At 50.1% G+C, this 23,841-nt stretch carries 21 protein-coding genes; 10 read left to right on the top strand and 11 right to left on the bottom strand.

All coding sequences use genetic code 11. The annotated features are described in order from the left end of the window. Positions 1-16 precede the first annotated feature (16 nt). Both yajL and panE read right to left on the bottom strand, forming a co-directional pair. Complete coding sequence (yajL, locus tag U868_RS0101540) at positions 17-634, bottom strand: protein deglycase YajL (RefSeq protein ID WP_025151756.1); 618 nt, start codon at positions 632-634, stop codon at positions 17-19. After that, the gene (panE, locus tag U868_RS0101535) at positions 603-1,505 is read right to left on the bottom strand and encodes a 2-dehydropantoate 2-reductase (RefSeq protein WP_025151755.1); all 903 of its coding nucleotides are present in this window, start codon (positions 1,503-1,505) and stop codon (positions 603-605) included. Before panE ends, yajL begins: the two co-directional genes overlap by 32 nt. 158 nt (positions 1,506-1,663) lie before the next feature. On the opposite strand from panE, the gene U868_RS0101530 reads away from it, so the two are divergent. Beyond that, entirely contained in the window at positions 1,664-2,155 is a 492-nt protein-coding gene (locus tag U868_RS0101530; RefSeq protein WP_025151754.1) for a YajQ family cyclic di-GMP-binding protein, read from the top strand. Between the two features lie 43 nt (positions 2,156-2,198). Here the strand turns inward: U868_RS0101530 and U868_RS0101525 are convergent, their stop codons facing one another. The 9 genes from U868_RS0101525 to U868_RS0101485 all read right to left on the bottom strand — a co-directional run bounded on the left by U868_RS0101525 (position 2,199) and on the right by U868_RS0101485 (position 11,974). Then, entirely contained in the window at positions 2,199-3,560 is a 1,362-nt protein-coding gene (locus U868_RS0101525; protein ID WP_025151753.1) for an MFS transporter, read from the bottom strand. A 108-nt stretch (positions 3,561-3,668) separates the two neighbouring features. Further along, the gene (gene cyoE / locus U868_RS0101520; RefSeq protein WP_025151752.1) at positions 3,669-4,553 is read right to left on the bottom strand and encodes a heme o synthase; all 885 of its coding nucleotides are present in this window, start codon (positions 4,551-4,553) and stop codon (positions 3,669-3,671) included. An 11-nt stretch (positions 4,554-4,564) separates the two neighbouring features. Then, complete coding sequence (locus tag U868_RS0101515) at positions 4,565-4,897, bottom strand: cytochrome o ubiquinol oxidase subunit IV (protein ID WP_004236445.1); 333 nt, start codon at positions 4,895-4,897, stop codon at positions 4,565-4,567. Continuing rightward, positions 4,897-5,511: a cytochrome o ubiquinol oxidase subunit III gene (locus U868_RS0101510; protein WP_025151751.1), complete on the bottom strand. Its 615-nt coding sequence runs from the start codon at positions 5,509-5,511 to the stop codon at positions 4,897-4,899. Before U868_RS0101510 ends, U868_RS0101515 begins: the two co-directional genes overlap by 1 nt. Then, positions 5,501-7,492, bottom strand: a complete 1,992-nt coding sequence (gene cyoB / locus U868_RS0101505; protein WP_025151750.1) for a cytochrome o ubiquinol oxidase subunit I — start codon at positions 7,490-7,492, stop codon at positions 5,501-5,503. Before cyoB ends, U868_RS0101510 begins: the two co-directional genes overlap by 11 nt. A 3-nt stretch (positions 7,493-7,495) precedes the next feature. After that, entirely contained in the window at positions 7,496-8,455 is a 960-nt protein-coding gene (cyoA, locus tag U868_RS0101500) for a cytochrome o ubiquinol oxidase subunit II (RefSeq protein WP_025151749.1), read from the bottom strand. Between the two features lie 357 nt (positions 8,456-8,812). Then, on the bottom strand, positions 8,813-9,571 hold the full coding sequence (locus tag U868_RS0101495) for an outer membrane protein OmpK (RefSeq protein ID WP_025151748.1): 759 nt from the start codon (positions 9,569-9,571) through the stop codon (positions 8,813-8,815). Between the two features lie 241 nt (positions 9,572-9,812). Beyond that, on the bottom strand, positions 9,813-11,300 hold the full coding sequence (gene ampG / locus U868_RS0101490; protein ID WP_025151747.1) for a muropeptide MFS transporter AmpG: 1,488 nt from the start codon (positions 11,298-11,300) through the stop codon (positions 9,813-9,815). Between the two features lie 92 nt (positions 11,301-11,392). Next, positions 11,393-11,974 (bottom strand): YajG family lipoprotein, encoded by a 582-nt coding sequence (locus tag U868_RS0101485; RefSeq protein WP_025151746.1) that lies wholly within the window; start codon positions 11,972-11,974, stop codon positions 11,393-11,395. A 178-nt stretch (positions 11,975-12,152) separates the two neighbouring features. On the opposite strand from U868_RS0101485, the gene U868_RS0101480 reads away from it, so the two are divergent. The 9 genes from U868_RS0101480 (at position 12,153) to U868_RS0101430 (ending at position 23,840) form a co-directional block, all read left to right on the top strand. Next, positions 12,153-12,482: a BolA/IbaG family iron-sulfur metabolism protein gene (locus tag U868_RS0101480; RefSeq protein WP_025151745.1), complete on the top strand. Its 330-nt coding sequence runs from the start codon at positions 12,153-12,155 to the stop codon at positions 12,480-12,482. Between the two features lie 270 nt (positions 12,483-12,752). Continuing rightward, the gene (gene tig / locus U868_RS0101475) at positions 12,753-14,063 is read left to right on the top strand and encodes a trigger factor (protein ID WP_025151744.1); all 1,311 of its coding nucleotides are present in this window, start codon (positions 12,753-12,755) and stop codon (positions 14,061-14,063) included. A gap of 265 nt (positions 14,064-14,328) precedes the next feature. Beyond that, positions 14,329-14,949, top strand: a complete 621-nt coding sequence (gene clpP, locus U868_RS0101465) for an ATP-dependent Clp endopeptidase proteolytic subunit ClpP (RefSeq protein WP_025151743.1) — start codon at positions 14,329-14,331, stop codon at positions 14,947-14,949. Between the two features lie 109 nt (positions 14,950-15,058). Then, entirely contained in the window at positions 15,059-16,339 is a 1,281-nt protein-coding gene (gene clpX, locus U868_RS0101460) for an ATP-dependent protease ATP-binding subunit ClpX (protein ID WP_025151742.1), read from the top strand. A gap of 193 nt (positions 16,340-16,532) precedes the next feature. Then, entirely contained in the window at positions 16,533-18,890 is a 2,358-nt protein-coding gene (gene lon, locus U868_RS0101455; protein ID WP_025151741.1) for an endopeptidase La, read from the top strand. A 220-nt stretch (positions 18,891-19,110) separates the two neighbouring features. Then, positions 19,111-19,386, top strand: a complete 276-nt coding sequence (hupB, locus tag U868_RS0101445) for a nucleoid-associated protein HU-beta (protein ID WP_004240390.1) — start codon at positions 19,111-19,113, stop codon at positions 19,384-19,386. A 157-nt stretch (positions 19,387-19,543) separates the two neighbouring features. Continuing rightward, positions 19,544-21,412, top strand: a complete 1,869-nt coding sequence (gene ppiD / locus U868_RS0101440; RefSeq protein WP_025151740.1) for a peptidylprolyl isomerase — start codon at positions 19,544-19,546, stop codon at positions 21,410-21,412. 175 nt (positions 21,413-21,587) lie between these two features. Then, on the top strand, positions 21,588-22,853 hold the full coding sequence (locus tag U868_RS0101435; protein WP_025151739.1) for a tyrosine-type recombinase/integrase: 1,266 nt from the start codon (positions 21,588-21,590) through the stop codon (positions 22,851-22,853). A 93-nt stretch (positions 22,854-22,946) separates the two neighbouring features. Continuing rightward, complete coding sequence (locus U868_RS0101430) at positions 22,947-23,840, top strand: hypothetical protein (RefSeq protein ID WP_025151738.1); 894 nt, start codon at positions 22,947-22,949, stop codon at positions 23,838-23,840. Position 23,841: the final 1 nt, after the last annotated feature.

Genomic DNA, 23,841 nt, shown 5'->3' with positions numbered 1-23,841 from the left:
GAGCCGGGCGTTTTTATCAGTGATCTGCCGGGGTGCGGTAAGGGGTGTCCTGATAATCCCATATCCCCGGTGGCAGCACTAATTCCGCCGCGACTTTCGCGGCTGTTTCCTGTCCGCACAGGCGCTCTGTCAGACGCAGTGCAAAATCGATGGCAGTGGCCGGGCCCTGGCTGGTCAGCAGATTAACACGCTCATCAAAATAGACCCGCTGATTGACCCGCTGTTTTGCCGGTATTTTATCTTCCAGCGCCGGATAGCCGGTCATATTGCCGAGCGGAAACAGATTATGGGCTACCAGAATGACAGACGGTGCCGCGCAGATAGCGGCAACAATGTGCCCGTCACAATGCATGCGGCGGATTTTTTCAATCACCAGCGGGCTGTCACGCAGATTTTCCGCACCTTTCAGGCCACCCGGCAGCACAATGGCATCAAACGGGGTATCCGCCACCCGCACCAGCGGGATATCGGCCATAATGCGGATCCCGCGTGAACCGGTGACCAGGCAACTGCCGTCATCATTGGCACTGGCGAGTGTGACCGTCACACCGGCGCGAACCAGCAGATCCGCAGTGGTGACGGTTTCGGTTTCTTCGCAGCCGTCAGCGAGACAAATGAGAACTGAAGGGGGCATTTTGTTCCTCTTTTTGTTTGACGAGGCTGTAAACGTGAATATGTTCCGGCAGCAGGATCCCGTGATAGCGGGCGCGTTGCAGCAGATAGCCGGTGATGTAATCAATTTCGGTATAACGGCCGTAAAGAATATCCCGGCGCATGGAGGAGCTGTGATCAGCGGTTTTTTCAATCACATGAAGAATGTATTCATAGATATCATCACCGTCAGTGTGGATCCCCTCACGCAGCATCACTTCCGCCACTTCATCACACAGCACGCGGATTTGCGGCAGATGTGCCATCAGTTCGCCGTTTTTGCAGTCATAGATAACGGTGAGCGGGGAAATGACACAGTTCACGGCGAGTTTTTGCCAGCTGGCAGCATCAATTTCATCATGCCAGGCGACGTCCGGCAGGGCATCATGCAGAATATCCGCCAGATGACCGTAATGACGGGCGCGTTCATTCACCGGACCAATGTGGGTCAGTCCCCGGCGGCTGTGATGCAGCAGACCATTTTCTTCAAATGCGCTGTGAGAGGTGATGCCGGTCAGCAGCGGGTTCGGGCAGCGGGATAATTCACGTGCCACACCCATACCATTGTGCAGCAGTAACACCGGGCTGGATTCCGGTATCTGCGGGAGCAGCTGATTAACCGCTTCGGAGGTTTGCCAGGCTTTCAGGCAAACCAGTAATAATTCGGTTTGTGCGAGGAATTCCGGATCGTTTGTGGTAAATTGCCCGTAAAACGGCTCTCCGTTCAGAGAGTCAATATTCACATTCAGGTAGGGCTGGGGAATACGCATCCATCCCTGCACCTCATGATTGCCTGACAGTGCAGCGAGCCAGAGTTTCCCGATTGCGCCGCAACCCAGTACTGTTATTTTCATAAGGACTCCGGACAGCGAAAAAGATGTGAGCAATATCACTGAATAGTACCACTTTTTGGCCGTTTGCACCTTAGTAAATATAGCGGGAAATATAGTGCTTTTGTTGGTCTGATAAACCCGGTATTATGCCGGTCAGTTGAATATAGGGAGGTTTTCCGATGCCATCATTTGATATTGTTTCTGAAGTTGAATTACATGAAGTGCGCAATGCCGTGGAAAACGCACAGCGTGAAGTGACCAGCCGCTGGGATTTCCGCAATATTACCGCGACGATTGAGCTCAATGAGAAAAATAACAGTGTTAAAATGACCAGTGAATCTGATTTCCAGGTCAATCAGCTGGTTGATATTATGCGGGAAAAACTGGCGAAACGCGGAATCGACGGCGCGTCTCTGACCGTACCGGATGAGATTGTTCACAGCGGTAAGTTGTACAGTGTTGAGGCAACTCTGTTACAGGGGATCGACACAGCACTGGCGAAAAAAATCGTCAAGCTGATCAAAGACAGCAAACTGAAAGTGCAGGCACAAATCCAGGGAGAAGAAGTCCGTGTGACCGGCAAATCCCGTGATGATTTACAGTCCGTTATGGCACTGGTGCGTGAAGGGAAACTGGGCCAGCCTTTCCAGTTCAAGAACTTCCGCGACTGAGTGTTATCCGGCAACCTGCATCAGCATGGTTGCCGGTTCCTGTTCAGCCCTGTAAAACCGCTTCGAGTTGTCTGCGGCTTGACAGTCTGGTATCGGTTTTCACATATACCGCCCGTTCCTGCGCAATAATCACCACATCACGCACACCCGGTTGTTCGCGTAACTTCGCGGCAATATCCGGATTATTCACGTCATTTTCCGGTAATTCCAGCCGAAGACTGCTGACATACGGTGGCTGACGCAGTGTCAGGCTGACAGCCAGCCAGAGAAGTGTCAGTATCAGGCCACCGCCGAAAACCGCCACCGCACCATGGATGCCGTAGAGCAGGCCGCCGAGACTGCCGCCCAGTGCCACGCCGATAAACTGGCTGGTGGAGTAGATCCCCATCGCCGTTCCTTTATAGCCTGCCGGTGCTTCTTTACTGATCAGTGACGGTAAAATCGCCTCCATCACATTGAAGGCGATAAAGAAAATCTGTAATCCGCCGTAAAGCAGCCACAGGTTTTTGCCTGCCAGCAGAAACAAGACTTCTGCCAGCGCCATCATGATCACGCAACTGACAAAAACCTGCTTCATTTTACGGTATTTTTCCGCATAAATAATAAACGGCAGCACAGACACAAAGGCGATCAGCATGGTGTACAGATACGCTTTCCAGTGAGATTCCCGTGCCAGCCCGGCATCACTCATCACCAGAGGAAGGGCGACAAAGGTGGCCATCAGCAGGGTGTGCAGAGCGAGGATCCCGAAATTCAGCCGGGCGAGCTGCTTGTCCATCAGCACCTGTTTAATTGCGCCTTTTACCACGGCGGTTTCCCTGTTCTGACGATGCTCTTTGTTGTCCGGCACCACATACAGGGTGACGAGGATCCCGAGGAAGGCGAGCAGGGCAATGCCCCAGAACAGGCCGGACAGGCCGACGATATCCGCCAGTACCGGGCCGAGTACCAGGGCAACGGCAAAGGTGATCCCGATACTGATACCGATAAAGGCCATTGCTTTGGTGCGGTTTTGTTCGCGGGTGGTATCGGACAGTAATGCCATGACAGCAGCGGATATCGCCCCTGCGCCCTGGAGCGCCCGTCCGGCAATCACGCCGTAGATGGAGTGGCTGAGTGCGGCAACAATACTGCCCGCCATAAAGATAATCAGCCCGCCGACAATCAGCGGCTTGCGGCCGATTTTGTCAGAAAGCAGACCGAAGGGGATCTGGAAGATAGCCTGGGTCAGGCCGTAGACGCCAATGGCAAAGCCGATCAGAGTGCTGGTGGCGTCTTTAAAATCGAGTCCGAACGTGGTGATAACAGGCAATACCATGAACATGCCGAGCATGCGCAGAGAAAATACCGAGCCTAACCCCCAGGTCGCGCGACGCTCAAGCGGGGTCATTTTATTATCGTTCATGGGATAACCTCAAAAAAACAGACACCACATTCTAATGAGATTTGTGGTTTTTGCTAAACACAAAATGGCAGGGGAACCCTGCCATTTTGTTATTACAGAAAGTGTGTGTTAACGACTGTAGGCCAGCAGAACATCACCGGAGACGCTTGGGTCAACAGACATCATCACACTGAGTGACGTGATAGCGACAATGGAGAACACGAACAACTTACGCGCCCAGACGCGATCATTTGTTGTTTTATAGCCCGATAATGCCATACCCAGCCACCAGACACTGACTGCCGCAGCGACAATCAGGTACTTATATCCCGCATACCCGCTGATGGCGAGCATCAGTGTGGCAAACATAAAGGCAATGATGTACAGGATAATGTGGTTTTTCGCCACAGAAATACCTTTAATCACCGGCAGTACAGGGATATTGGCCGCCTGGTAATCTTTGAAACGGAAGATGGCAATCGCATAGGAGTGCGGCATCTGCCATAAACTGAAGATTAGCAGCAGGATCAGTGCGCCGGTATCAAACTGGCCTGTCACTGCGCAGTAACCGATAACCGGCGGTGCGGCACCGGACAGGCTGCCGACCAGTGTGCCGTAGACCGATTTGCGTTTCATGTACAGGCTGTAAACCCCGACATAAACCACAAAGCCGACAACAGCAATCAGCATTGCCACCACATTGGCGGCCACTAACAGCAGCACCATGCCGGCAATACCCAGCACAGAGGCATAAACCAGACTGATTTTCGGGTCAATAAGCCCTCTTACCAGAGGGCGGTTTTTCGTGCGTTCCATGACGGAGTCGATGTCGCGGTCGATGTAATTGTTAAAAACACAACCGGAGGCCACGACCAGCGAGACACCGAGCAATGTCGCAATGAACAGGGGGTAATCAATGTCACCTTTGGAGGCGAGCAGGAATCCCCCGACCACAGAAATTAAATTTCCGAAAATAATTCCCGGCTTGGTCACTTGCAGGTATTGCTTCATCATATCGGCAACTCTTAATCAACCATCATATTGATGTTCAGGTTGTACATAATCCACAGTGAACCCACAACCACGATACCGATAATGAGGAGCGTGAACAGGAACGCAATCAGGTTCCAGCGCTCTTCAGACGCGGTATTCATGTGCAGGAAGCACACCAGGTGAACAAGAATCTGAACAACAGCGGTAATCACAACAGTCGCCAGCAGTACAGATGTTGAGGCGGTTCCCTCAATCACCATATAAAACGGGATGACTGTCAGAATGACCGATAATATAAAGCCGATCAGATAGGTTTTCACACTACCGTGGCTTGCCCCGGTACCGGCTGTATTTGAATGACTCATTACAGTGCCCCCAACAGATAAACAACGGTGAACACACAAATCCAGACCACGTCCAGGAAGTGCCAGAACAGGCTTAAGCAGTTCAGGCGGGTTTTATTCACTTCGGTCAGGCCGCGGCGGCTGGTCTGGATGATCATGATGATGATCCAGATAAGACCGGCTGTGACGTGAAGACCGTGTGTTGCCACCAGGGTGAAGAAACCGGACAGGAAGCCGCTGCGGTCAGGGCCGTAGTTTTCGCTGATTAATTCATGGAATTCATAGATTTCCATTGCCACGAAGCCGAGGCCGAACAGGAAAGTAACAAATAACCACAGATTAACCTGACCCACCTGATTGCGGTTCATTGCCAGCATGGCAAAGCCGTAGGTGATACTGCTGAATAACAGCAGGAAGGTTTCCACCAGAACAAACTGTAAGTTAAAGATCTCTTTGCCGGTCGGGCCGCCGGCGGTGCCGTCTTTCAGCACCACATAAATGGCGAACAGACTCGCAAACAGAATCAGGTCACTCATCAGGTAGACCCAGAATCCGAAGACCTTGGTCGCACCTGCATCGTGATGCCCATGATCATCATGGGCGTTATTATGTTGAGTCAGGGTATTAGTTGACATTATCCACACCTGCCTTGCTCAGTTGTTCGTAGTGGGCGTTTTCGATTTTCTCGACTTCAGCCACAGGAACATAGTAATCCACATCTTCGTCGAAGCTTTTCGCAATCCAGGTGACGATCATGCCGGCGAAACCGACAATCGCAAGCCACCAGATATGCCAGATCATGGCGAAACCAAAGATCAGGCTGAAACCGGCGATAATCACACCTGCAGCCGTGTTTTTCGGCATATGAATTTCTTCATATTTTGCAGGGCGTTTATGCGCAGTACCTTTTTCTTTCATATCCCACCACTCATCACGGGACTGAACATCCGGTACTTCAGCAAAGTTGTAGAACGGCGGTGGCGAAGAGGTTGCCCACTCCAGTGTGCGGCCGCCCCACGGATCCCCGGTAAGGTCGCGGTTCTGGTCGCGGTCACGGATACTGACGTAGAACTGAATAATCTGGCACAGAATACCGACACCGATAATCGCCACGCCGACCGCTGCGATTAACAGCATGGTGTGGAAAGTCGGGTCAATGTTCTGGCTGATACGGCGGGTCATTCCCATGAAGCCCAGCACGTAAACCGGCATAAAGGCAACAAAGAAACCGATGAACCAGCACCAGAATGCACGGACACCCCATTTTTCGTTCAGGGTGAAACCGAACGCTTTCGGGAACCAGTAAGCGGTACCGGCGAAGCAACCGAAGACCACACCGCCGATGATGACGTTATGGAAGTGTGCAATCAGGAACAGGCTGTTATGCAGGACAAAGTTTGCGCCCGGCACGGCCAGCAGAACCCCGGTCATACCACCGACGGAGAAGGTGATAATAAAGCCGACCGTCCAGAGCATCGGGGTTTTGAACTCGATACGCCCCTGATACATGGTAAACAGCCAGTTGAATATCTTCACCCCGGTCGGAATGGAGATGATCATCGTGGCGATACCGAAGAAGGCGTTGACGTTCGCGCCGGAGCCCATGGTAAAGAAGTGGTGCAGCCAGACGATAAAGGACAGTACGGTAATCGCGATAGTTGCCCATACCAGTGAGGTATAGCCGAACAGGCGTTTTTTCGAGAATGTCGCAGTGACTTCAGAGAAGACCCCGAAGACCGGCAGAACCAGGATATACACTTCCGGGTGGCCCCATGCCCACACCAGGTTGATGTACATCATCATGTTGCCGCCCATATCATTGGTGAAGAAATGGGTGCCCAGGTAGCGGTCTAATGTCAGGCCGGTTAAGGTGACAGTCAGAATCGGGAACGCGGCGATAATCAGGATGTTGGTACAGAATGCCGCCCAGGTAAAGACCGGCATTTTCATCATCGACATGCCCGGTGCGCGCATACGCAGAACGGTGGCGAAGAAGTTCACCCCGGTCAGCAATGTACCGATACCGGATATCTGGAGACTCCACAGCCAGTAATCGACCCCGACGCCCGGGTTATATTCCAGTCCCGACAGCGGCGGATAGGCCAGCCAGCCGGTCTGTGCAAATTCCCCGATACCCAGAGAGATATTCACCAGCATCACGCCGACCACAAAGAACCAGAAGCTCAGGGAGTTCAGGAACGGGAAGGCAACGTCACGGGCGCCGATCTGTAATGGCACAACCAGGTTCATCAGACCGACAACAAACGGTGTCGCGACGAAGAAGATCATGATAACGCCGTGGGCGGTAAAGATCTGGTCGTAGTGTTCAGGCGGCAGGAATCCGGCTTCACCGGCAGACGAAAGAGCCTGCTGGGCGCGCATCATAATGGCGTCAGCAAAACCACGGATAAGCATCACCATCGAAACGATGATGTACATAATACCGATTTTTTTATGGTCAACAGTGGTCAACCATTCGGTCCATAACCACGTCCATTTGCGGAAGTAGGTAATAAGACCGACAAGTGCAGCACCACCCAGAATGATACCCAGTACCGTAATAACAACGATAGGTTCATGCAGGGGGATGGCATCCAGTGTTAATTTTCCGAACATGCTTTACCCCTCATTCCCGGCATGAGCTGCAGGCATATGACTACTGTGTTCATCTGTGCTCATGTTCATCATTGAATGGCTTTCGCCTTCGTGTGTCTTCCCTGCACCGTGACCGCTGTGACCGAATTTGTTAATGGTCTCAACATACAGGTTTGGTTTGACTGCGGAGAAATAGACAACCGGGTTGTTGACACTCGGTTTTGCCAGTGCGTCAAACGCTTCGGTGGTGGTCAGGGTATCCGGTGAGGCTTTCACCTTCGCAACCCATTCATCGAAGGCTTCGCGTGTCGGGGTGGCGGTGGCGGTAAATTTCATGTCAGAGAAACCATGGCCGCTGTAACTGGCAGAAATGCCTTTGTACACGCCCGGTTCTTCCGCAATCAGATGCAGTTTGGTCTGCATACCTGCCATTGCATAAATCTGGCCGCCTAACTGCGGGATGAAAAACGAGTTCATCACAGAATCAGAGGTGATTTTGAAATTGACAGGAACACCGACAGGGAATGCGATTTCATTCACTGTGGCAATGCCCTGATCCGGATAGATAAATAACCATTTCCAGTCCATTGAGATAACCTGGATGGTGACAGGCTCCTGGTCACTGACCAGCGGCTTGTACGGATCCAGCTCATGGGTGGTTTTCCATGTAATGGTACCCAGGATCAGAATGATAATAATCGGAACCGTCCAGACGACCAGCTCGATTTTATTGGAATGCGCCCAGTCAGGACGGTAAGTTGCTTTTCTGGTTTCCCGGTAACGCAGGGCAAATACGATTGCCATGATAATGACCGGAATAACCACAATGAGCATCAGACCAATGGCGGTTAAAATCAGTGTTTTTTGCTCAGCACCGATAGTGCCTTTCGGGTTCATCAGCGCCATATCGCATCCGCCCAGCAAAAGCGCAGATGCGAGCAGCGAGATTATCCCAATACTCTTTTTGTAGTTCATAAGTCTCATCCAACGACCCCAAAAACAAAGGTACTCAAGTACTCTTGTCGTTTCATCAGTCCGCACATATTACGGCAAGGTAAGATCAGTGTAAATATATGTAATAGGATTGATGGGTTTGTTGCCTCTTTATGTTAAAAGGATCACAAGTAAGCCTGTTTTTATGAAATCATGAAATAAAAGTTACAATTTTAACAATAAGAAGACAAATGTCTGTTTAAGCTTAGATTAGGGAAGGAAATACCGAAAGGATAAAACACTGATTATTACATTTTATGTGATGTAATAGTGAAATTTTTTTGTTCAGAAACAATTTATTGGTAAAAATACGGGAGGTTTTTGCCCCCCGCAGCGAAAAAATGTGATCTAGAAGTTATATTTTATGCTGTAAACCACCGCCTGCTGGTAAAAATCCTCACCCAGTTTGTTATCCGCATAGCGGTACTGAATGCCGGTTGTCACTGACGGAACCGGTGTCCACCATAAGGCCAGGGCACCGTTGACGCCGTCACGCCCGCCGTTGCCGTAACGATCGTTACGGTTGAGTTCGATTTCGTTCCAGTTGGTGATACTGAATTTTTCATTCCACAGGTTAAAGTCATAACCGGCAACCCAGCCGAGAACATAACCGTTGTTACCGCTGTAGAACGTCTGATCAACATAGTGCAGGGCAGCAAACGGTTTGAACCATAAGCCGTGGAAATCGGTGTTATAACCGATACCGTACAGGGTATTCACTTCATGGAAGTTACCGCCGTTCCCCGGCAGGGAATAGGTGCCGTAGACATGACCGTAGGCGTTAAAACCGGTATCACCCAGGTAGATACGCGCTGTGGTTTTGAAGGTGTAACGCTGGTTATCACCGGCATCAGAATCGTTTTTACTGTTAAACGCATTCTCAAGATCGAAGAAACCATAGAGTTCACCCCAGCTGAAACCGGCGCCGCCCTCAAGCTCCAGATACACAAAGTCATCCTTGTGCGTACTGTTACCACTCTTGTGAGTGGTATGCGGAGTCCAGTCCAGATAGTTCATGCTGACGTTAGCAAATCCCCACTGATATTCAGCCTGCGCAGAAAACGCGGCGGTTGCAGCAATCAGGGCTGCAATAGTTGTTTTTTTCATAATTTATTAGCTGTTTATTTGGTCGTTAAAGAGTAAAGAAGTCAGAAGTCACTGCGCGAATATAGGGGGAAGGCACAAAAAGGAAAATGGGGGATGTGATGTATTTGTGGTTTTGAATGTAATTTTAAGAAATAAATTATAAAAATTGTGACCTATATCTAAAACAGGGCATAAAGAAAGCCGGTTTTAACCGGCTTTCTAAACTTTTGATTGAATTTTTTCTGATATTCGCAGCAGCCGGTCAGGCCAGTTTATCGCGGCGGAGTGCACAATAATCGAGCAGCCCGCCAAGGAACAGCCCGGCAATACCGATATTCAGGCCGTAAATAAACAGGTCGCCTTTCAGCGTGTCCGGAATAAAGCCCGGTGTCAGTTCAAACACGCCGGTCAGCAGCAGGATCAGGCTGGCTGTAAACAGAACTGCCGTGATACCGAGCAGTGACATTGCTGTCCGGTAGCCGTTGCGGAAATGCCGCCGCGGCAGGAATTGTTCTGTTTTCTGAGTGTGGAGCAGCGTTTTGCGGCACAACATCAGCAGCAACAGACCGGGAACCGCAGCAACCACGGTGAACAGATAGAACCAGCTCCAGCCGTAGACTTCCACCATCCAGCCGGCAAACGGACCGGTATAGACACGACCGACGGCAGATAAGGCTGACAACAGCGCAAACTGTGTGGCGGAGAATGACCGGTTACAGAGTGTCATCAGCAGAGCGACAAAGGCTGCCGTGCCCATCCCGCCGCAGATATTTTCGATAAAGACCACGCTGCCCATCATATAGATATTCTGGGGGGTGACGGAAAGCACCCAGTAGCCGATGTTGGAAACCCCCTGCAGGAGCCCGAAAAACATCAGGGATTTAAACAGGCTCCAGCGCTGCATCAGATAACCGCCGTACAGCGCCCCGACAATCGTGGCGGCCAGTCCCAGGGTTTTGTTGATTAGCCCCACTTCATCCGGGCCGAACCCGGCACCCCGGATCAGGAACGGTGTGCTCAGTGTCAGGGCGAAGGCATCCCCCATCTTATAAAGGACAATCAGCAGTAACAGCAGCCAGGTGTTATTGCGGGAGAAAAACTCCGCCAGCGGTTCCCGGACAGCCTCACGCAGTGTGCGCGGCGGCGGGGCATCGGTTTCCGGCTCTTTTGCGCGCAGCGTGGCAAACACACCAATCAGCATCATCCCTGCCATCAGCAGGTACATATTCTGCCAGCCGGTATAGCGGTGAGCAATAAACAGCGCCAGACCGCCGGAGAGCAGCATGGCCAGCCGGTAACCTAAGGTTGATATTGCCGCGCCGGTGCCGCGATCTTTCGCGGACAGTAAATCGGTTTTATAGGCATCAAAAATGATGTCCTGTGAGGCCGAGCAAAAAGCAACAATTGCGGCGGCAGCAGCCAGCCACCAGAGGTGTTCTGCCGGTTTCAGCATCCCCATACCGGCAATACTGACGACCAGCAGGAGCTGTGTGGTTATCATCCAGCCGCGGCGGCGTCCGAGGAACGGCAGCTGGTAGCGGTCCATAAACGGTGCCCACAGGAATTTAAACACATAGGCCTGGCTGACAAGCGTAAAAAAACCGATGGTTTTGATATCGACGTTTTCGACGGTGATCCAGGCCTGGAGTGTGCCGCTGGTCAGCGCCAGCGGCAGTCCGGATGCAAAACCGAGCAATAAAAGAATACGGGCATTACGCTGGCTGTATGTCGCCCAAATACTCCGGAGCATGATTATCCTCACACGCCGCAGGTGCGGCGTATTGACAGTGACTGAAAACAGCAGGCCGCCCGGCGTTGTCCGGCTGCGGGCGGCCGGGCAGATTAGTTGCGGGCGTTCTGCTTAATGAACTGGCTGATCTGGGTATCCTGAGCCATATCCGCGACGATATCGCTGAGTGCGCGGTTAAAGGCATCAGTGATTTTCTCGTTGCTGGCACTTAACGGACCCTGCACATTATAGCTGGTGCGGAATGTCCGGCTCTTTGTGCTGTTATTCTGTGCGGTGGCGAGAACAGTAATATCAATATTTACGGTAATGTTATGACGCAGGCTGCCTTCCTGCACATCCGCCTTAAAGGTATTGATGGAAATCTGCACATTGGCATTTGCCGGTGAGCCGATCATAAAACCGCGTGCGGTCATCTGTTTTTCCAGGGTTTCCTGCATCAGGAAACGCAGGTCCCGGGACGGACGCAGCTGTGCCAGCTGGCCGTTACGGCTGAATTCGGCCAGGGTCTGTGACGGGCGTTTATCCACTCCGGTAATGGAGACAGTGGCGGCACCGAGCGTCGGATCCGCAGACGGTAATTTCATCACCGGTTCAATCGACAGGGTGTTGGATGGTGCCTGGCACCCCGCCAGTAAGATCAGTGCGAACAGCGGAAAGAGGTATTTTTTCAACATAATAGGGATCCGTTACAAGTTGTTGAAGTCAGTCACCGCACCGGATAAACGCCGGGGCGTGAGTGTTCGGCTTAGTGCATGATGATAATCGGCTTTATCCGTGAATGGTATGGATTTTGATAAAAAACTCACTACACTGGGCTTTCTCTGAAAGCCAGTATTGACCGGAAGGATAGTTATGTCGGCATCATTTCCTGCTGTAATGCAGCAGCGTATTGAAGAAAAACTGAATCATGCACTCGCACCTCTTTATATCAGTGTGGTGAATGAGAGTGGTCAGCACAATGTTCCGGCGGGATCGGAAACCCATTTTAAGGTGGTAGTGGTCAGTGAGGCCTTTGCGGGTATGCGCCCGGTGGCTCGTCACCGTCATATGTACACCCTGCTGGCCGGTGAACTGGCGGACGGGGTTCATGCGCTGGCGCTGCATACCTATACCCCGGATGAATGGGATCACTGTCAGGGCCCGGTGAATCCGTCCCCGCGCTGTCACGGTGGCGGAAAGTAAGCGGCCGGTTGAATAAAAAAGCAGCGCACAGCACAAAATTTAACAGAAAAAGATCGAAATTCAGACTCTTTTGTCTGCACTTCTCGACGCGGCCGGTCAGCATCGCTATAATGTCGCGTCTGAAATTCCGTATGGTTTCGGGACGCTTCTGAATATAAGGGAACTCGGTTTTTAAATGCGACCGCCCCGGTTCATTATCGTTTCACACAGGCATCGGGCCGGTGTGAGATATGGAGTTGACCGAGCAATAGACTTTTTTGAGGTAATAAGATGCAAGTTTCTGTTGAAACGACTGAAGGCCTTGGGCGTCGTGTATTAATCACCGTTCCTGCAGCCGATATTGACAAAGAAGTAACTAAGCAATTAGCTGAAATCGCCAAAAAAGCACGTATCGATGGTTTCCGTAAAGGCAAAGTACCGCACAACATCATCAAACAGCGTTACGGCGATGTGGCGGTTCAGGATGCACTGAGCGACCTGATGTCACGTAACTTTGTCAGCGCTATCATCGAAAACAAAATCAATCCTGTCGGTGCGCCTGACTACAAAGTTGATGAGCCGTACAAAGAAGGTCAGGATTTCACTTACACTGTTGAGTTCGAAGTCTTCCCTGAAATTGAGCTGAAAGGTCTGGAAACAATCGAAGTTGAAAAACCGGTTGTTGAAGTCAAAGACGAAGACATCGACGGCATGGTTGAAACTCTGCGCAAACAGCAGGCTGAGTGGAAAGTGATTGAAGGCGCAGCGAAAGCTGACGATCGCATCACTATCGACTTCACCGGTTCTGTTGACGGCGAAGAGTTCGAAGGCGGCAAATCGTCTGATTTCGTCCTGGTCATGGGCCAGAACCGTATGATCCCGGGCTTCGAAGACGGTATCGTGGGTCACAAAGCCGGTGAAGAATTCGACATCGAAGTGACATTCCCGGAAGATTACCACGCTGAAAACCTGAAAGGGAAAGCAGCGAAATTCGCTATCAGCCTGAAAAAAGTGGAAGAGCGCGAACTGCCGGAAATGACTGAAGAGTTCATCAAACGTTTCGGTATCGGCGACGGTTCCCTGGAAGGTCTGAAAGCGGAAATCCGCAAAAATATGGAACGCGAACTGAAAAACGCAGTACGCAACCGTATCAAATCCCAGGTTATCGACGGTCTGCTGAAAGCAAACGAAATCGATGTACCGAAAGCAGCGGTTGACAGTGAAATCGAAGAACTGCGCCGTCAGGCGGCACAGCGTTTCGGCGGCTCTGAAAAACAGGCGATGGAACTCCCGCGTGAACTGTTTGAAGGCCAGGCTAAGCGCCGTGTAATGGTTGGCCTGCTGTTAGGCGAAGTGATTTCTTCTAACGAACTGAAAGCTGAAGATGAGCGCGTTAATGCACTGATCGAAGAAATGGCATCAGCGTACGAAGATCCGGCTGAAGTTGTAGCATACTACAACAAAAACAAACAGATGATGGATGGTATCCGTAATCTGGCACTGGAAGAGCAGGCTGTTGAAACTGTTCTGGCGAAAGCAAAAGTGACAGATAAAGAAACCGGTTTCACTGACCTGATGAATCAGGTTCAGGCAGCAGGTTAATCCGCTCTCTTTGTGAACAGCTGAAGGCTGTTTATCTGATTAAAACCGCAGGCAATGTGTATTGTCTGCGGTTTTTTCGTCATTTCTGACAATATTCCTTGAAAACAACGGTGGTTATCCCCCATATTTGCCATACAGGGTCTCTGCGGACAGTATATGCTGCTTATATGACCGGATCGCGTATAGCGCATGGTCATCTCACCGGATCTCAAGTAAAATGACCGGTATCCGCCAGGCACCAATAAAATTCAATCAGGAGATGGACATGTCATATCACGACAATCAGGATACTTTCGCACCCAACATGGCGCTGGTGCCGATGGTTATCGAGCAGACTTCACGCGGTGAACGCTCCTACGATATCTATTCCCGTTTATTAAAAGACCGTATTATCTTTTTAACCGGCCAGGTTGAAGATCATATGGCAAACCTGATCGTGGCACAGTTACTCTTCCTGGAAGCTGAGAACCCGGAAAAAGACATCAGTCTTTATATCAACTCACCGGGCGGCGTGATCACCGCCGGGATGTCTATTTATGACACCATGCAGTTTATCAAACCGCAGGTCAGCACTATCTGCGTAGGCCAGGCCTGCTCAATGGGCGCTTTCTTACTGACGGCAGGTGCGCCGGGCAAACGTTACTGTCTGCCGAACTCCCGGGTGATGATTCACCAGCCGCTGGGCGGCTATCAGGGACAAGCTACTGATATTGAAATTCATGCTCAGGAAATTCTGAAAGTGAAAGCGCGCATGAATGATTTATTAGCTCACCATACCGGTAAATCCGTTGAGGAAATTCAGCGTGATACCGAGCGTGACCGCTTCCTGTCCGCGAAAGAAGCACAGGAATACGGTCTGGTTGACCATATTTACACACACCGGTAAGTAACACCGGTACTGCCCGTATCCTGCCGGGCGGCAGGGTACTGCGGTGCTGTGACATTTTTTTGCAGCTCACAGGCGGTGAGCTGTTCTGATTAAGTGAGGTTTACTGATGACAGACAAACGCAAAGACGGTTCAGGAAAGCTGCTGTACTGCTCTTTCTGCGGAAAAAGTCAGCATGAGGTTAAGAAACTGATTGCCGGCCCGTCAGTGTATATCTGTGATGAATGCGTTGATTTATGCAACGATATTATCCGTGAAGAAATTAAAGATCTGATCCCGGCCCGTGGCAGTGAACGCAGTGAGCTGCCGACGCCTCATGAAATTCGTCAGCACCTCGATGACTATGTCATTGGTCAGGAACTGGCTAAAAAAGTGCTGGCAGTCGCGGTATACAACCACTACAAACGTCTGCGCAACGGCGATAAAACCGCTGACGGCGTGGAACTGGGTAAAAGTAACATCCTGCTGATCGGCCCGACCGGCAGCGGTAAAACGCTGCTGGCTGAAACTCTGGCCCGCTACCTGGATGTGCCGTTCACCATGGCGGATGCCACCACACTGACCGAAGCCGGTTATGTGGGGGAGGATGTGGAAAACATCATTCAGAAGCTTTTACAGAAATGCGACTATGATGTGGAGAAAGCACAGCGCGGTATCGTCTATATTGATGAAATCGATAAAATCTCCCGTAAATCAGATAACCCGTCTATTACCCGTGATGTGTCCGGTGAAGGCGTTCAGCAGGCACTGCTGAAACTGGTTGAAGGCACGATTGCCGCTGTTCCGCCGCAGGGCGGGCGCAAACATCCGCAGCAGGAATTTTTACAGGTTGATACCTCGAAAATTCTGTTTATCTGCGGCGGGGCATTTGCCGGTCTGGATAAAGTGGTCGGCCAGCGTCTGAACACCCGTTCCGGTATCGGTTTCGGTGCGCAAGTGCGCGGCGAGAAAGACAAAGCGACAGAAGGCGAATTACTGGCTCAGGTTGAACCGGAAGATCTGATCAAATTTGGTCTGATCCCGGAATTTATCGGCCGTCTGCCGGTGGTGGCAACGCTTGGTGAGCTGAGTGAAGATGCGCTGATTCAGATCCTTCAGGAGCCGAAAAACGCATTAACCAAACAGTATCAGGCACTGTTCAGCATTGAAGATGTTGAACTGGAATTCCGCCGTGAAGCGCTGATTGCCATCGCGAAAAAGGCGATGAACCGTAAAACCGGTGCCCGTGGTCTGCGTTCCATCGTTGAGGCTGCGCTGCTCAACACGATGTATGATTTACCGTCGATGGAAAATGTCGAAAAAGTGGTTATCGATGAGAACGTGATAACCAATCAGACCGAACCGATGCTGATTTACCGCAAACCGGAAGCTCAGGTTTCCGGCGAGTAACGGAAAGTTAGCGCAGTTGTTATCAGTATTAACCAAATGAGGGAATTTTCCCTCATTTTGCTTTTCTTACTAAATAAAGTGTTGAATGTGAGAAATGCATCCCCATATATTGATTATTCTATGGAGTGGAACCCGTGATAACGCGTTTCACGACGTTCCCAACAAGGCGTAAGCTAAACGAAGAGAGTGCTCTATGAATCCTGAGCGTGCTGAACGCATTGAAATCCCGGTACTGCCTTTGCGCGATGTGGTGGTCTACCCCCACATGGTTATTCCTTTATTTGTCGGACGCGAAAAATCTATCCATTGCCTGGAAACAGCGATGGATATGGATAAAAAAGTGCTGCTGGTCGCACAAAAAGAAGCGTCAACGGATGAGCCGGGCGTCAATGATTTATTTTCCGTCGGGACAGTCGCATCAGTATTACAGATGCTGAAACTGCCGGACGGTACCGTCAAAGTGCTGGTCGAAGGCCTGCAACGTGCGCATATCAAAACATTAAGTGACAACGGCGATTTCTTCTCTGCCCAGGCAGAGCTGATGGAATCCCCTGTTGTGGACGAGCGTGAGCAGGAAGTGCTGCTGCGCACGGCGATCAATCAGTTTGAAGGCTATATCAAACTGAATAAAAAGATCCCGCCGGAAGTTCTGACATCTCTGCACAGTATCGAAGATGTCGCCAAACTGGCTGACACTATCGCTTCTCATATGACACTGAAATTACAGGACAAACAATCCGTCCTGGAAATGTCAGATGTGGTTGAGCGTCTCGAATATCTGATGGCGATGATGGAATCGGAAATCGACCTGTTACAGGTTGAGAAACGCATCCGTAACCGCGTCAAAAAGCAGATGGAAAAAAGCCAGCGCGAGTACTATCTCAATGAGCAGATGAAAGCTATCCAGAAAGAACTGGGTGAGATGGACGATGCGCCGGATGAAGCGGAAGCGCTGAAACGCAAAATTGAAGAAGCGCAGATGCCGAAAGAGGCGAAAGAGAAGGCCGAAGCGGAATTACAGAAACTGAAAATGATGTCGCCGATGTCAGCGGAAGCCACGGTTGTCCGCAGCTATATCGACTGGATGATTCAGGTTCCGTGGGTCAGGCGCAGTAAAGTGAAAAAAGATCTGCTTAAAGCGCAGGAAATCCTCGACAGTGACCATTACGGCCTGGAGCGGGTGAAAGAGCGTATCCTTGAATATCTGGCGGTCCAGAGCCGTGTCAGCAAAATCAAGGGGCCTATTCTGTGTCTCGTCGGACCACCGGGGGTGGGTAAAACCTCGCTGGGGCAGTCCATTGCCCGCGCAACCGGCCGTAAATATGTGCGTATGGCGCTGGGCGGCGTGCGTGATGAAGCGGAAATCCGTGGTCACCGCCGTACTTACATCGGTTCTATGCCGGGTAAACTGATCCAGAAAATGGCAAAAGTCGGCGTGAAAAACCCGCTGTTCCTGCTGGATGAGATCGACAAAATGTCATCGGATATGCGCGGTGATCCGGCTTCCGCACTGCTTGAGGTGCTGGATCCGGAACAGAATATCGCGTTTAACGATCACTACCTGGAAGTGGATTACGATCTGTCCGACGTGATGTTTGTCGCGACATCCAACTCCATGAATATTCCGGCACCGCTGCTGGATCGTATGGAGGTGATCCGTCTGTCCGGTTATACGGAAGATGAGAAACTTAACATTGCCAAGCGTCACCTGCTGCCGAAGCAGATTGAACGCAACGCACTGAAGAAAACAGAGCTGCATATTGATGACAGCGCGATCCTCGGCATCATCCGTTATTACACCCGCGAAGCGGGCGTGCGCGGACTGGAGCGTGAAATCTCCAAACTGTGCCGTAAAGCGGTGAAACAGCTGCTGATGGATAAAACACTGAAACACATCGAGATTAATCAGGATAACCTGAAAGATTACCTCGGTGTGCAGAAAGTGGATTACGGTCGTGCTGATACTGAAAACCGCGTGGGTCAGGTCACCGGTCTGGCGTGGACTGAAGTCGGCGGTGATCTGCTGACCATTGAAACCGCAGCCGTTCCGGGTAAAGGAAAACTCTCCTACACCGGTTCACTGGGTGAAGTGATGCAGGAATCTATCCAGGCAGCGTTAACTGTGGTTCGTGCCCGTGCGGATAAATTAGGGATCAACAATGATTTCTATGAAAAGCGTGACATTCACGTCCACGTTCCGGAAGGTGCAACACCAAAAGACGGCCCGAGTGCCGGTACCGCGATGTGTACCGCACTGGTTTCCGCGCTGACCGGTAACCCGGTGCGGGCGGATGTGGCGATGACCGGGGAAATTACCCTGCGTGGTCTGGTGCTGCCAATCGGAGGTCTGAAAGAAAAACTGCTGGCAGCACATCGCGGCGGCATTAAGACTGTTCTGATTCCGGACGAAAACCGCCGTGACCTGGAAGAAATTCCGGATAACGTAAAAGCGGATCTGGATATTCATCCGGTTAAAACGATAGATGAAGTTCTTTCACTTGCCCTGGTTAATCCTGCTTTCGGTATGGAAGTGGTAAGTAAAAAAGCGTAGGAAATAGTGACCTGCGTCAAGAAGTTCAGATAAATAAAGGGCTGACAGGGACTTTAGGACTTGTCAGCCTTTTTTTGTCCCGCTAATTTAGCGAACATTCTTACGCAACATGCGAAGTCAGCAATCTTGCCAAGAGCGAAAAGGCTTGATATAACGGCTGTGGCTGTCAGGAACATACTTCGTAAATCCGGGCCGAAAATTCTGAAAGGGGATGATAATAGTGAATAAGTCACAATTGGTCGATAAAATTGCTGCAGACGCTAATATTTCTAAAGCTGCGGCTGGTCGCGCGTTAGATGCAATTATTGGTTCAGTAACCGATTCTCTGAAAGGCGGGGATGACGTGGCTCTGGTTGGTTTCGGTACTTTCACTGTTCGTGAGCGTGCAGCACGTACAGGCCGTAACCCGCAGACCGGTAAAGAGATCAAAATCGCCGCTGCGAAAGTCCCGGCTTTCCGTGCAGGCAAAGGTCTTAAAGACGCAGTAAACGGCTGAGTTTTTCCTCAGGCTCCGGGATATTTATTTGTCCCGGACACAAAAACTGTATAAAGCCAGACAGGAAGCGCATCTGAATGATGCGCTTTTTTTTGTTTTAGGGCATAATTTCCCCTGACCTGATTTTTCTTTTACCAAAGCGGAGTTTGGATTTCTTATGATGGAAAACCTGCGCACAGCGGCGAACAACCCTGTGATTAAAATTGTCTTCGCCATCATTATCCTGTCATTTATTCTGACAGGTGTGGGTGGTTACCTCGTCAGCGGTTCTAACTATGCTGCCAAAGTGAACGATACGGAAATATCGGTCCAGCAGTTAGAGCGCGCCTTCCAGGAAGAGCGTAACCGCCAGCAGGCTCAGCTCGGTGACCTGTTCTCGCAGTTAGTCAGTACAGAACAGGGTGTTAAACAAATCCGTTCTCAGGCACTGAACCAGATGATTGATACTATTCTGCTGGAACAGTACGCCCAAAAATTAGGTATCACTGTCAGTGATGAGCAGATCATTAACGCCATTCGTCAGGAACCTGATTTCAGGGTTAACGGTCAGTTTAGTCAGGACGCTTACGGCACATTCCTGTCCCGTAACGGTATCACAGGTGACGCTTATGCCGCCTACCTGCGCAAGCAGATGATTCAGGCGCAGCTTGTTCAGCCGTTTGTCCGTGATTCGTTTGTGCTGGATTCCGAAGTGACCGGCGCGGCAGCGATTTTACTCCAGTCGCGGACTATCCGTACCGCGACACTGGATCTGGCGTCCGCTCAGGCAAAACAGACTGCAACCGATGAAGAGTTACAGGATTATTACGCGAAGAATAAAAACAATTTCATCGCGCCGCAGGTGTTAAAAATCAGTTTTGTTGAGCTGGATGCTGCGAATATCCAGGACAACACTGAGGTCACTGAAGAGCAGATTCAGGACTACTACGACAAAAATACCCCGCGTTTTACCGTGCCGGCTAAAGGCGAATACAGCCAGATCACCCTGGCCACGGAAGATGATGCCAAAGCGGTACTGAATGAACTGAAAAACGGGGCGGATTTCAAAACCCTGGCGAAAGAAAAATCCACCGACAAACTGACTGCCCGTAACGGCGGTGTGATCGGCTGGATGGAAGACGCTGCGCTTGTCCCTGAAATCAAAGGTGCCGGGCTGACAACTGCCGGTCAGCTTTCAGACGTTCTGAAAGTGGATAATGGCTACGCGATTTTCCGTCTGGATGTGTACGAGCCTGAAACCGTCAGACCACTGGCGGATGTGAAAGAAGAAGTCACCCGTCTGGCCAAAGGCGAAGCGGCCAGCAAGGCATTTTTTGACCTCCAGCAGAAAGCCAGTGAAGCGGCTGCCAACGATAATGAATCCCTGATGGGGGTTGAGCAGGCAACCGGCGTTAAAGCCGTTCAGACTGACTGGTTCGCCCTCGGCAACCTGCCGGATGCTGTCAACTATCCGGAAGTGTTAAAAGCATTAACAGAAAACAAACTGTTTGATGAGAAAGGGCCGTCCGGCGATAACTCGGATATCATCACCGTTTCCGGTGACCGTGCCTTTGTGATCCGTGTTGATGAGTACCGCCCGGAAGCAGTGGAATCCTTTGATAAAGTGAAATCAGACATTGATGCACTGGTTAAACGTAAAAAAGCTGAAGCCGCGCTGAATGCGGAAGCGGATAAACTGCTGGCGGCATTGAAAGAAGGTAAAGGGGACGCGGCGTTAACAGAGGCCGGTGTGAAATTCGGTGCGGAACAGACTGTTCAGCGCCTGAATCCTTCAGACCCGGTGATCAATGCTGCCTTTACCCAGCCGCATCCGGCAGACGGTAAGCCGACCTACAGCCGCACTATTGACGGTAAAGGCAACATTGTTCTGGTTCAGCTGGATAAAGTGACAGCCGGTGTTGCCACAGATAAAGAAAAAGCGGAGTTGTATGACGTACTGCGTCAGCAGATGGCCTCCGCTGACCTGGAATCATTACTGCTGAACCTGCGTGCTAACGCAGATATTGATGTGAGAAATATGGACTAGCTTTTCAGAGCATACCACACCAAATCAGAAAGCCAGATAATTCACTGTGATTACTGGCTTTTTTGTTGTCAGAGCATTGCAGAGTGAATCACAATAGCGCATGATTGGAGTGTACCCGTGGGTGTACCCGAGTATACGGATATTTCAAAATTGCTTTTTTGTTGGAAATTGCACAATGCCTAAATTCACCGATAGAGAGATCCGCGCATGGATGAAAGCGGGTGAAACGTTCGAGGGAAGAGCCGACGGAAATGGGCTGTATCTCAGACTAAGGGCAGCAGGCAGCAGCCCGGAATGGCGGTTCAGGTACAAAATAGCAAAGGTGGCGCGAGTTATGGCACTGGGGAAGTACCCCGATTTGTCACTGGCAGGTGCGAGAGCCATCACCCGGGAGTTATCCGCTCGGGTTGCTCTTGGGTATGATGTCGCGGCAGACAGAAAGCGGTCACGGCTTGAGGCAGCGGCGCAAGATGAGGCTGACAAAAAAGCCGTGCGAGTGTCTGGCTTAATTGATGAGTATTTTGAGCGGCAGATAGTCCCTAACTGGAAGAATCATAAAATCATCAGGCAGCGATTTGATAAAGACGTACTGCCCGCTATTGGTGCGATTAAGCTGTGCGAACTCACACCCCGCGATATTGACGGGATGATTAAACAGATATTAGACAGAGGGGCTAACACAGTCGCTAAGAGTGTGCTCAGTTTAGTTACGTCTATGTTTAATTATGCGGTAAGGCGTGGCGTTATAGATAACAACCCAGCTGCGGCGTTTAATGTCTCAGATGCTGGCGGAAAGAGCGAGGCACGTAACCGCTGGCTATCCCGTGATGAGATTGTGGTGACTTTCAGGGCGTTTAAAGACTCGAACTTACGCCGCAGTAATGAACTGGCTTTTAAGTTACTGATGGCGTTATGCGTTCGTAAAATGGAGCTTGCCGCCGCCCGCTGGGATGAATTTAATCTTGCTGGGGCTGTCTGGAACTTTCCGGCAGAGCGCAGCAAAAACGGTGATCCTGTAGATATTCCACTGTGTTCTGATGTGATTGGCTGGCTGAAAGAGTTAAAAGCCTTGTCATGTGATAGCCAGTACTTGTTTCCGTCCAGAGCAATACAGGGCGGAAAGCGTGGACATATCGAAGCCTCAACACTGGATTCAGCACTGACGAAGGTTCGGCGATATCTGCCGCCCGATATGCCAAACTTCACTATCCACGACTTCCGGCGGACAGCCCGCTCACACCTTGCCGCGCTGGGCGTTGACCCCTTTGTTGCTGAACGCTGCCTGAATCACCGGATAAAGGGCGTTGAGGGTATTTATAACCGGCATGATTACTTTGATGAACGGCGGGCAGCACTGACCCAATGGTGCGCACTGTTGGTATCGCTGGAGAAAGGTGAAGATTACAACGTGATCCCTATGGGTACACGGAAAGCAAAATAACCTGACAAGCCGTATCTAGCCCGACGGGGCGAAAAGTGGGGAAGCCTTACTCACCTGATACGGTAATTTCTAAGGCACATAAAAGGTGATGTGATGAGTGTTAAATCGGTATGGGACAAAAATAGCTTACCTGTATTAGAGTATTGCCGGATTGACAGAGCAGCGGAGTTATTAGGCTGTAAGGTTATAGATATCCTTAATCTTGCAGATACAAAAAAGATTAAACTATCATTATTACTCAATGAGTTACCAGCTTTTCCTATGTTAAGTGAAGAATCAATATCAGCGTTGTACCAATATTATGATGAATCAAACCACTATAGAAGATTGGTATTTTCCCCAGCAGCGAGTATGCAGATGGGGTTTTATGATAATACTAAAAAGAATATTCCAGATTTAGGTGCTAACCCTATTTATTATTTGTCAGGGATTTGGAATTTTTCGATATTAGACGAAAATGCGATTGGCGGGGGGTTCTTTCAAAGTTTGGAACAGAATAGTTACAATCTAGATTATTCACATTTAAATCTAAACCTTAGCGAATTTAATAATGTTATTTTTTTAGATGATGGTGAAATTTCTACTGCGCTCTCAGATGTTGATTTTAAACCAATAGATATTTTTTATTCTCACAGTATAACCACTCTTGATCTTTACCTGTCAAGAATTGAAATTGAGAGAATATACACTTGTCGTGGTGCAAGTATTGTAAATACATGGGAAGATACTTTTTCCAGAAACAGCCAAAACAAAGAAATTTCTGATGAAAAATCTAGAAATAGGACAACTGCGAATCAGGCGACATATATTAAATTTTTATTGTTAATGAATGGATTTAGCGATGATGATCTAAAAAAATCACCGCAAACGTTAATTGATGCGATCAGCGCTATGGCTTCTAAGGCTAGGTTAGAAATGCCAATCATATCTGAAAATACAATGAAAGACTGGCTTTCTAGGGCGCGAGATATCAAACAAGTTAAATAAG

Origin of the sequence: Morganella morganii H1r (genome assembly GCF_000633515.1) — a bacterium.
GTDB classification, from domain to species: domain Bacteria; phylum Pseudomonadota; class Gammaproteobacteria; order Enterobacterales; family Enterobacteriaceae; genus Morganella; species Morganella morganii_B.
This window is presented reverse-complemented; position numbering and strand designations above follow the sequence as displayed.

Coding starts and splice junctions, on each gene's coding strand:
- yajL (WP_025151756.1), bottom strand. CDS start 634: ATGCCCCCTTCAGTTCTCATTTGTCTCGCTGACGGCTGCGAAGAAACC.
- panE (WP_025151755.1), bottom strand. CDS start 1,505: ATGAAAATAACAGTACTGGGTTGCGGCGCAATCGGGAAACTCTGGCTC.
- U868_RS0101530 (WP_025151754.1), top strand. CDS start 1,664: ATGCCATCATTTGATATTGTTTCTGAAGTTGAATTACATGAAGTGCGC.
- U868_RS0101525 (WP_025151753.1), bottom strand. CDS start 3,560: ATGAACGATAATAAAATGACCCCGCTTGAGCGTCGCGCGACCTGGGGG.
- cyoE (WP_025151752.1), bottom strand. CDS start 4,553: ATGATGAAGCAATACCTGCAAGTGACCAAGCCGGGAATTATTTTCGGA.
- U868_RS0101515 (WP_004236445.1), bottom strand. CDS start 4,897: ATGAGTCATTCAAATACAGCCGGTACCGGGGCAAGCCACGGTAGTGTG.
- U868_RS0101510 (WP_025151751.1), bottom strand. CDS start 5,511: ATGTCAACTAATACCCTGACTCAACATAATAACGCCCATGATGATCAT.
- cyoB (WP_025151750.1), bottom strand. CDS start 7,492: ATGTTCGGAAAATTAACACTGGATGCCATCCCCCTGCATGAACCTATC.
- cyoA (WP_025151749.1), bottom strand. CDS start 8,455: ATGAGACTTATGAACTACAAAAAGAGTATTGGGATAATCTCGCTGCTC.
- U868_RS0101495 (WP_025151748.1), bottom strand. CDS start 9,571: ATGAAAAAAACAACTATTGCAGCCCTGATTGCTGCAACCGCCGCGTTT.
- ampG (WP_025151747.1), bottom strand. CDS start 11,300: ATGCTCCGGAGTATTTGGGCGACATACAGCCAGCGTAATGCCCGTATT.
- U868_RS0101485 (WP_025151746.1), bottom strand. CDS start 11,974: ATGTTGAAAAAATACCTCTTTCCGCTGTTCGCACTGATCTTACTGGCG.
- U868_RS0101480 (WP_025151745.1), top strand. CDS start 12,153: ATGTCGGCATCATTTCCTGCTGTAATGCAGCAGCGTATTGAAGAAAAA.
- tig (WP_025151744.1), top strand. CDS start 12,753: ATGCAAGTTTCTGTTGAAACGACTGAAGGCCTTGGGCGTCGTGTATTA.
- clpP (WP_025151743.1), top strand. CDS start 14,329: ATGTCATATCACGACAATCAGGATACTTTCGCACCCAACATGGCGCTG.
- clpX (WP_025151742.1), top strand. CDS start 15,059: ATGACAGACAAACGCAAAGACGGTTCAGGAAAGCTGCTGTACTGCTCT.
- lon (WP_025151741.1), top strand. CDS start 16,533: ATGAATCCTGAGCGTGCTGAACGCATTGAAATCCCGGTACTGCCTTTG.
- ppiD (WP_025151740.1), top strand. CDS start 19,544: ATGATGGAAAACCTGCGCACAGCGGCGAACAACCCTGTGATTAAAATT.
- U868_RS0101435 (WP_025151739.1), top strand. CDS start 21,588: ATGCCTAAATTCACCGATAGAGAGATCCGCGCATGGATGAAAGCGGGT.
- U868_RS0101430 (WP_025151738.1), top strand. CDS start 22,947: ATGAGTGTTAAATCGGTATGGGACAAAAATAGCTTACCTGTATTAGAG.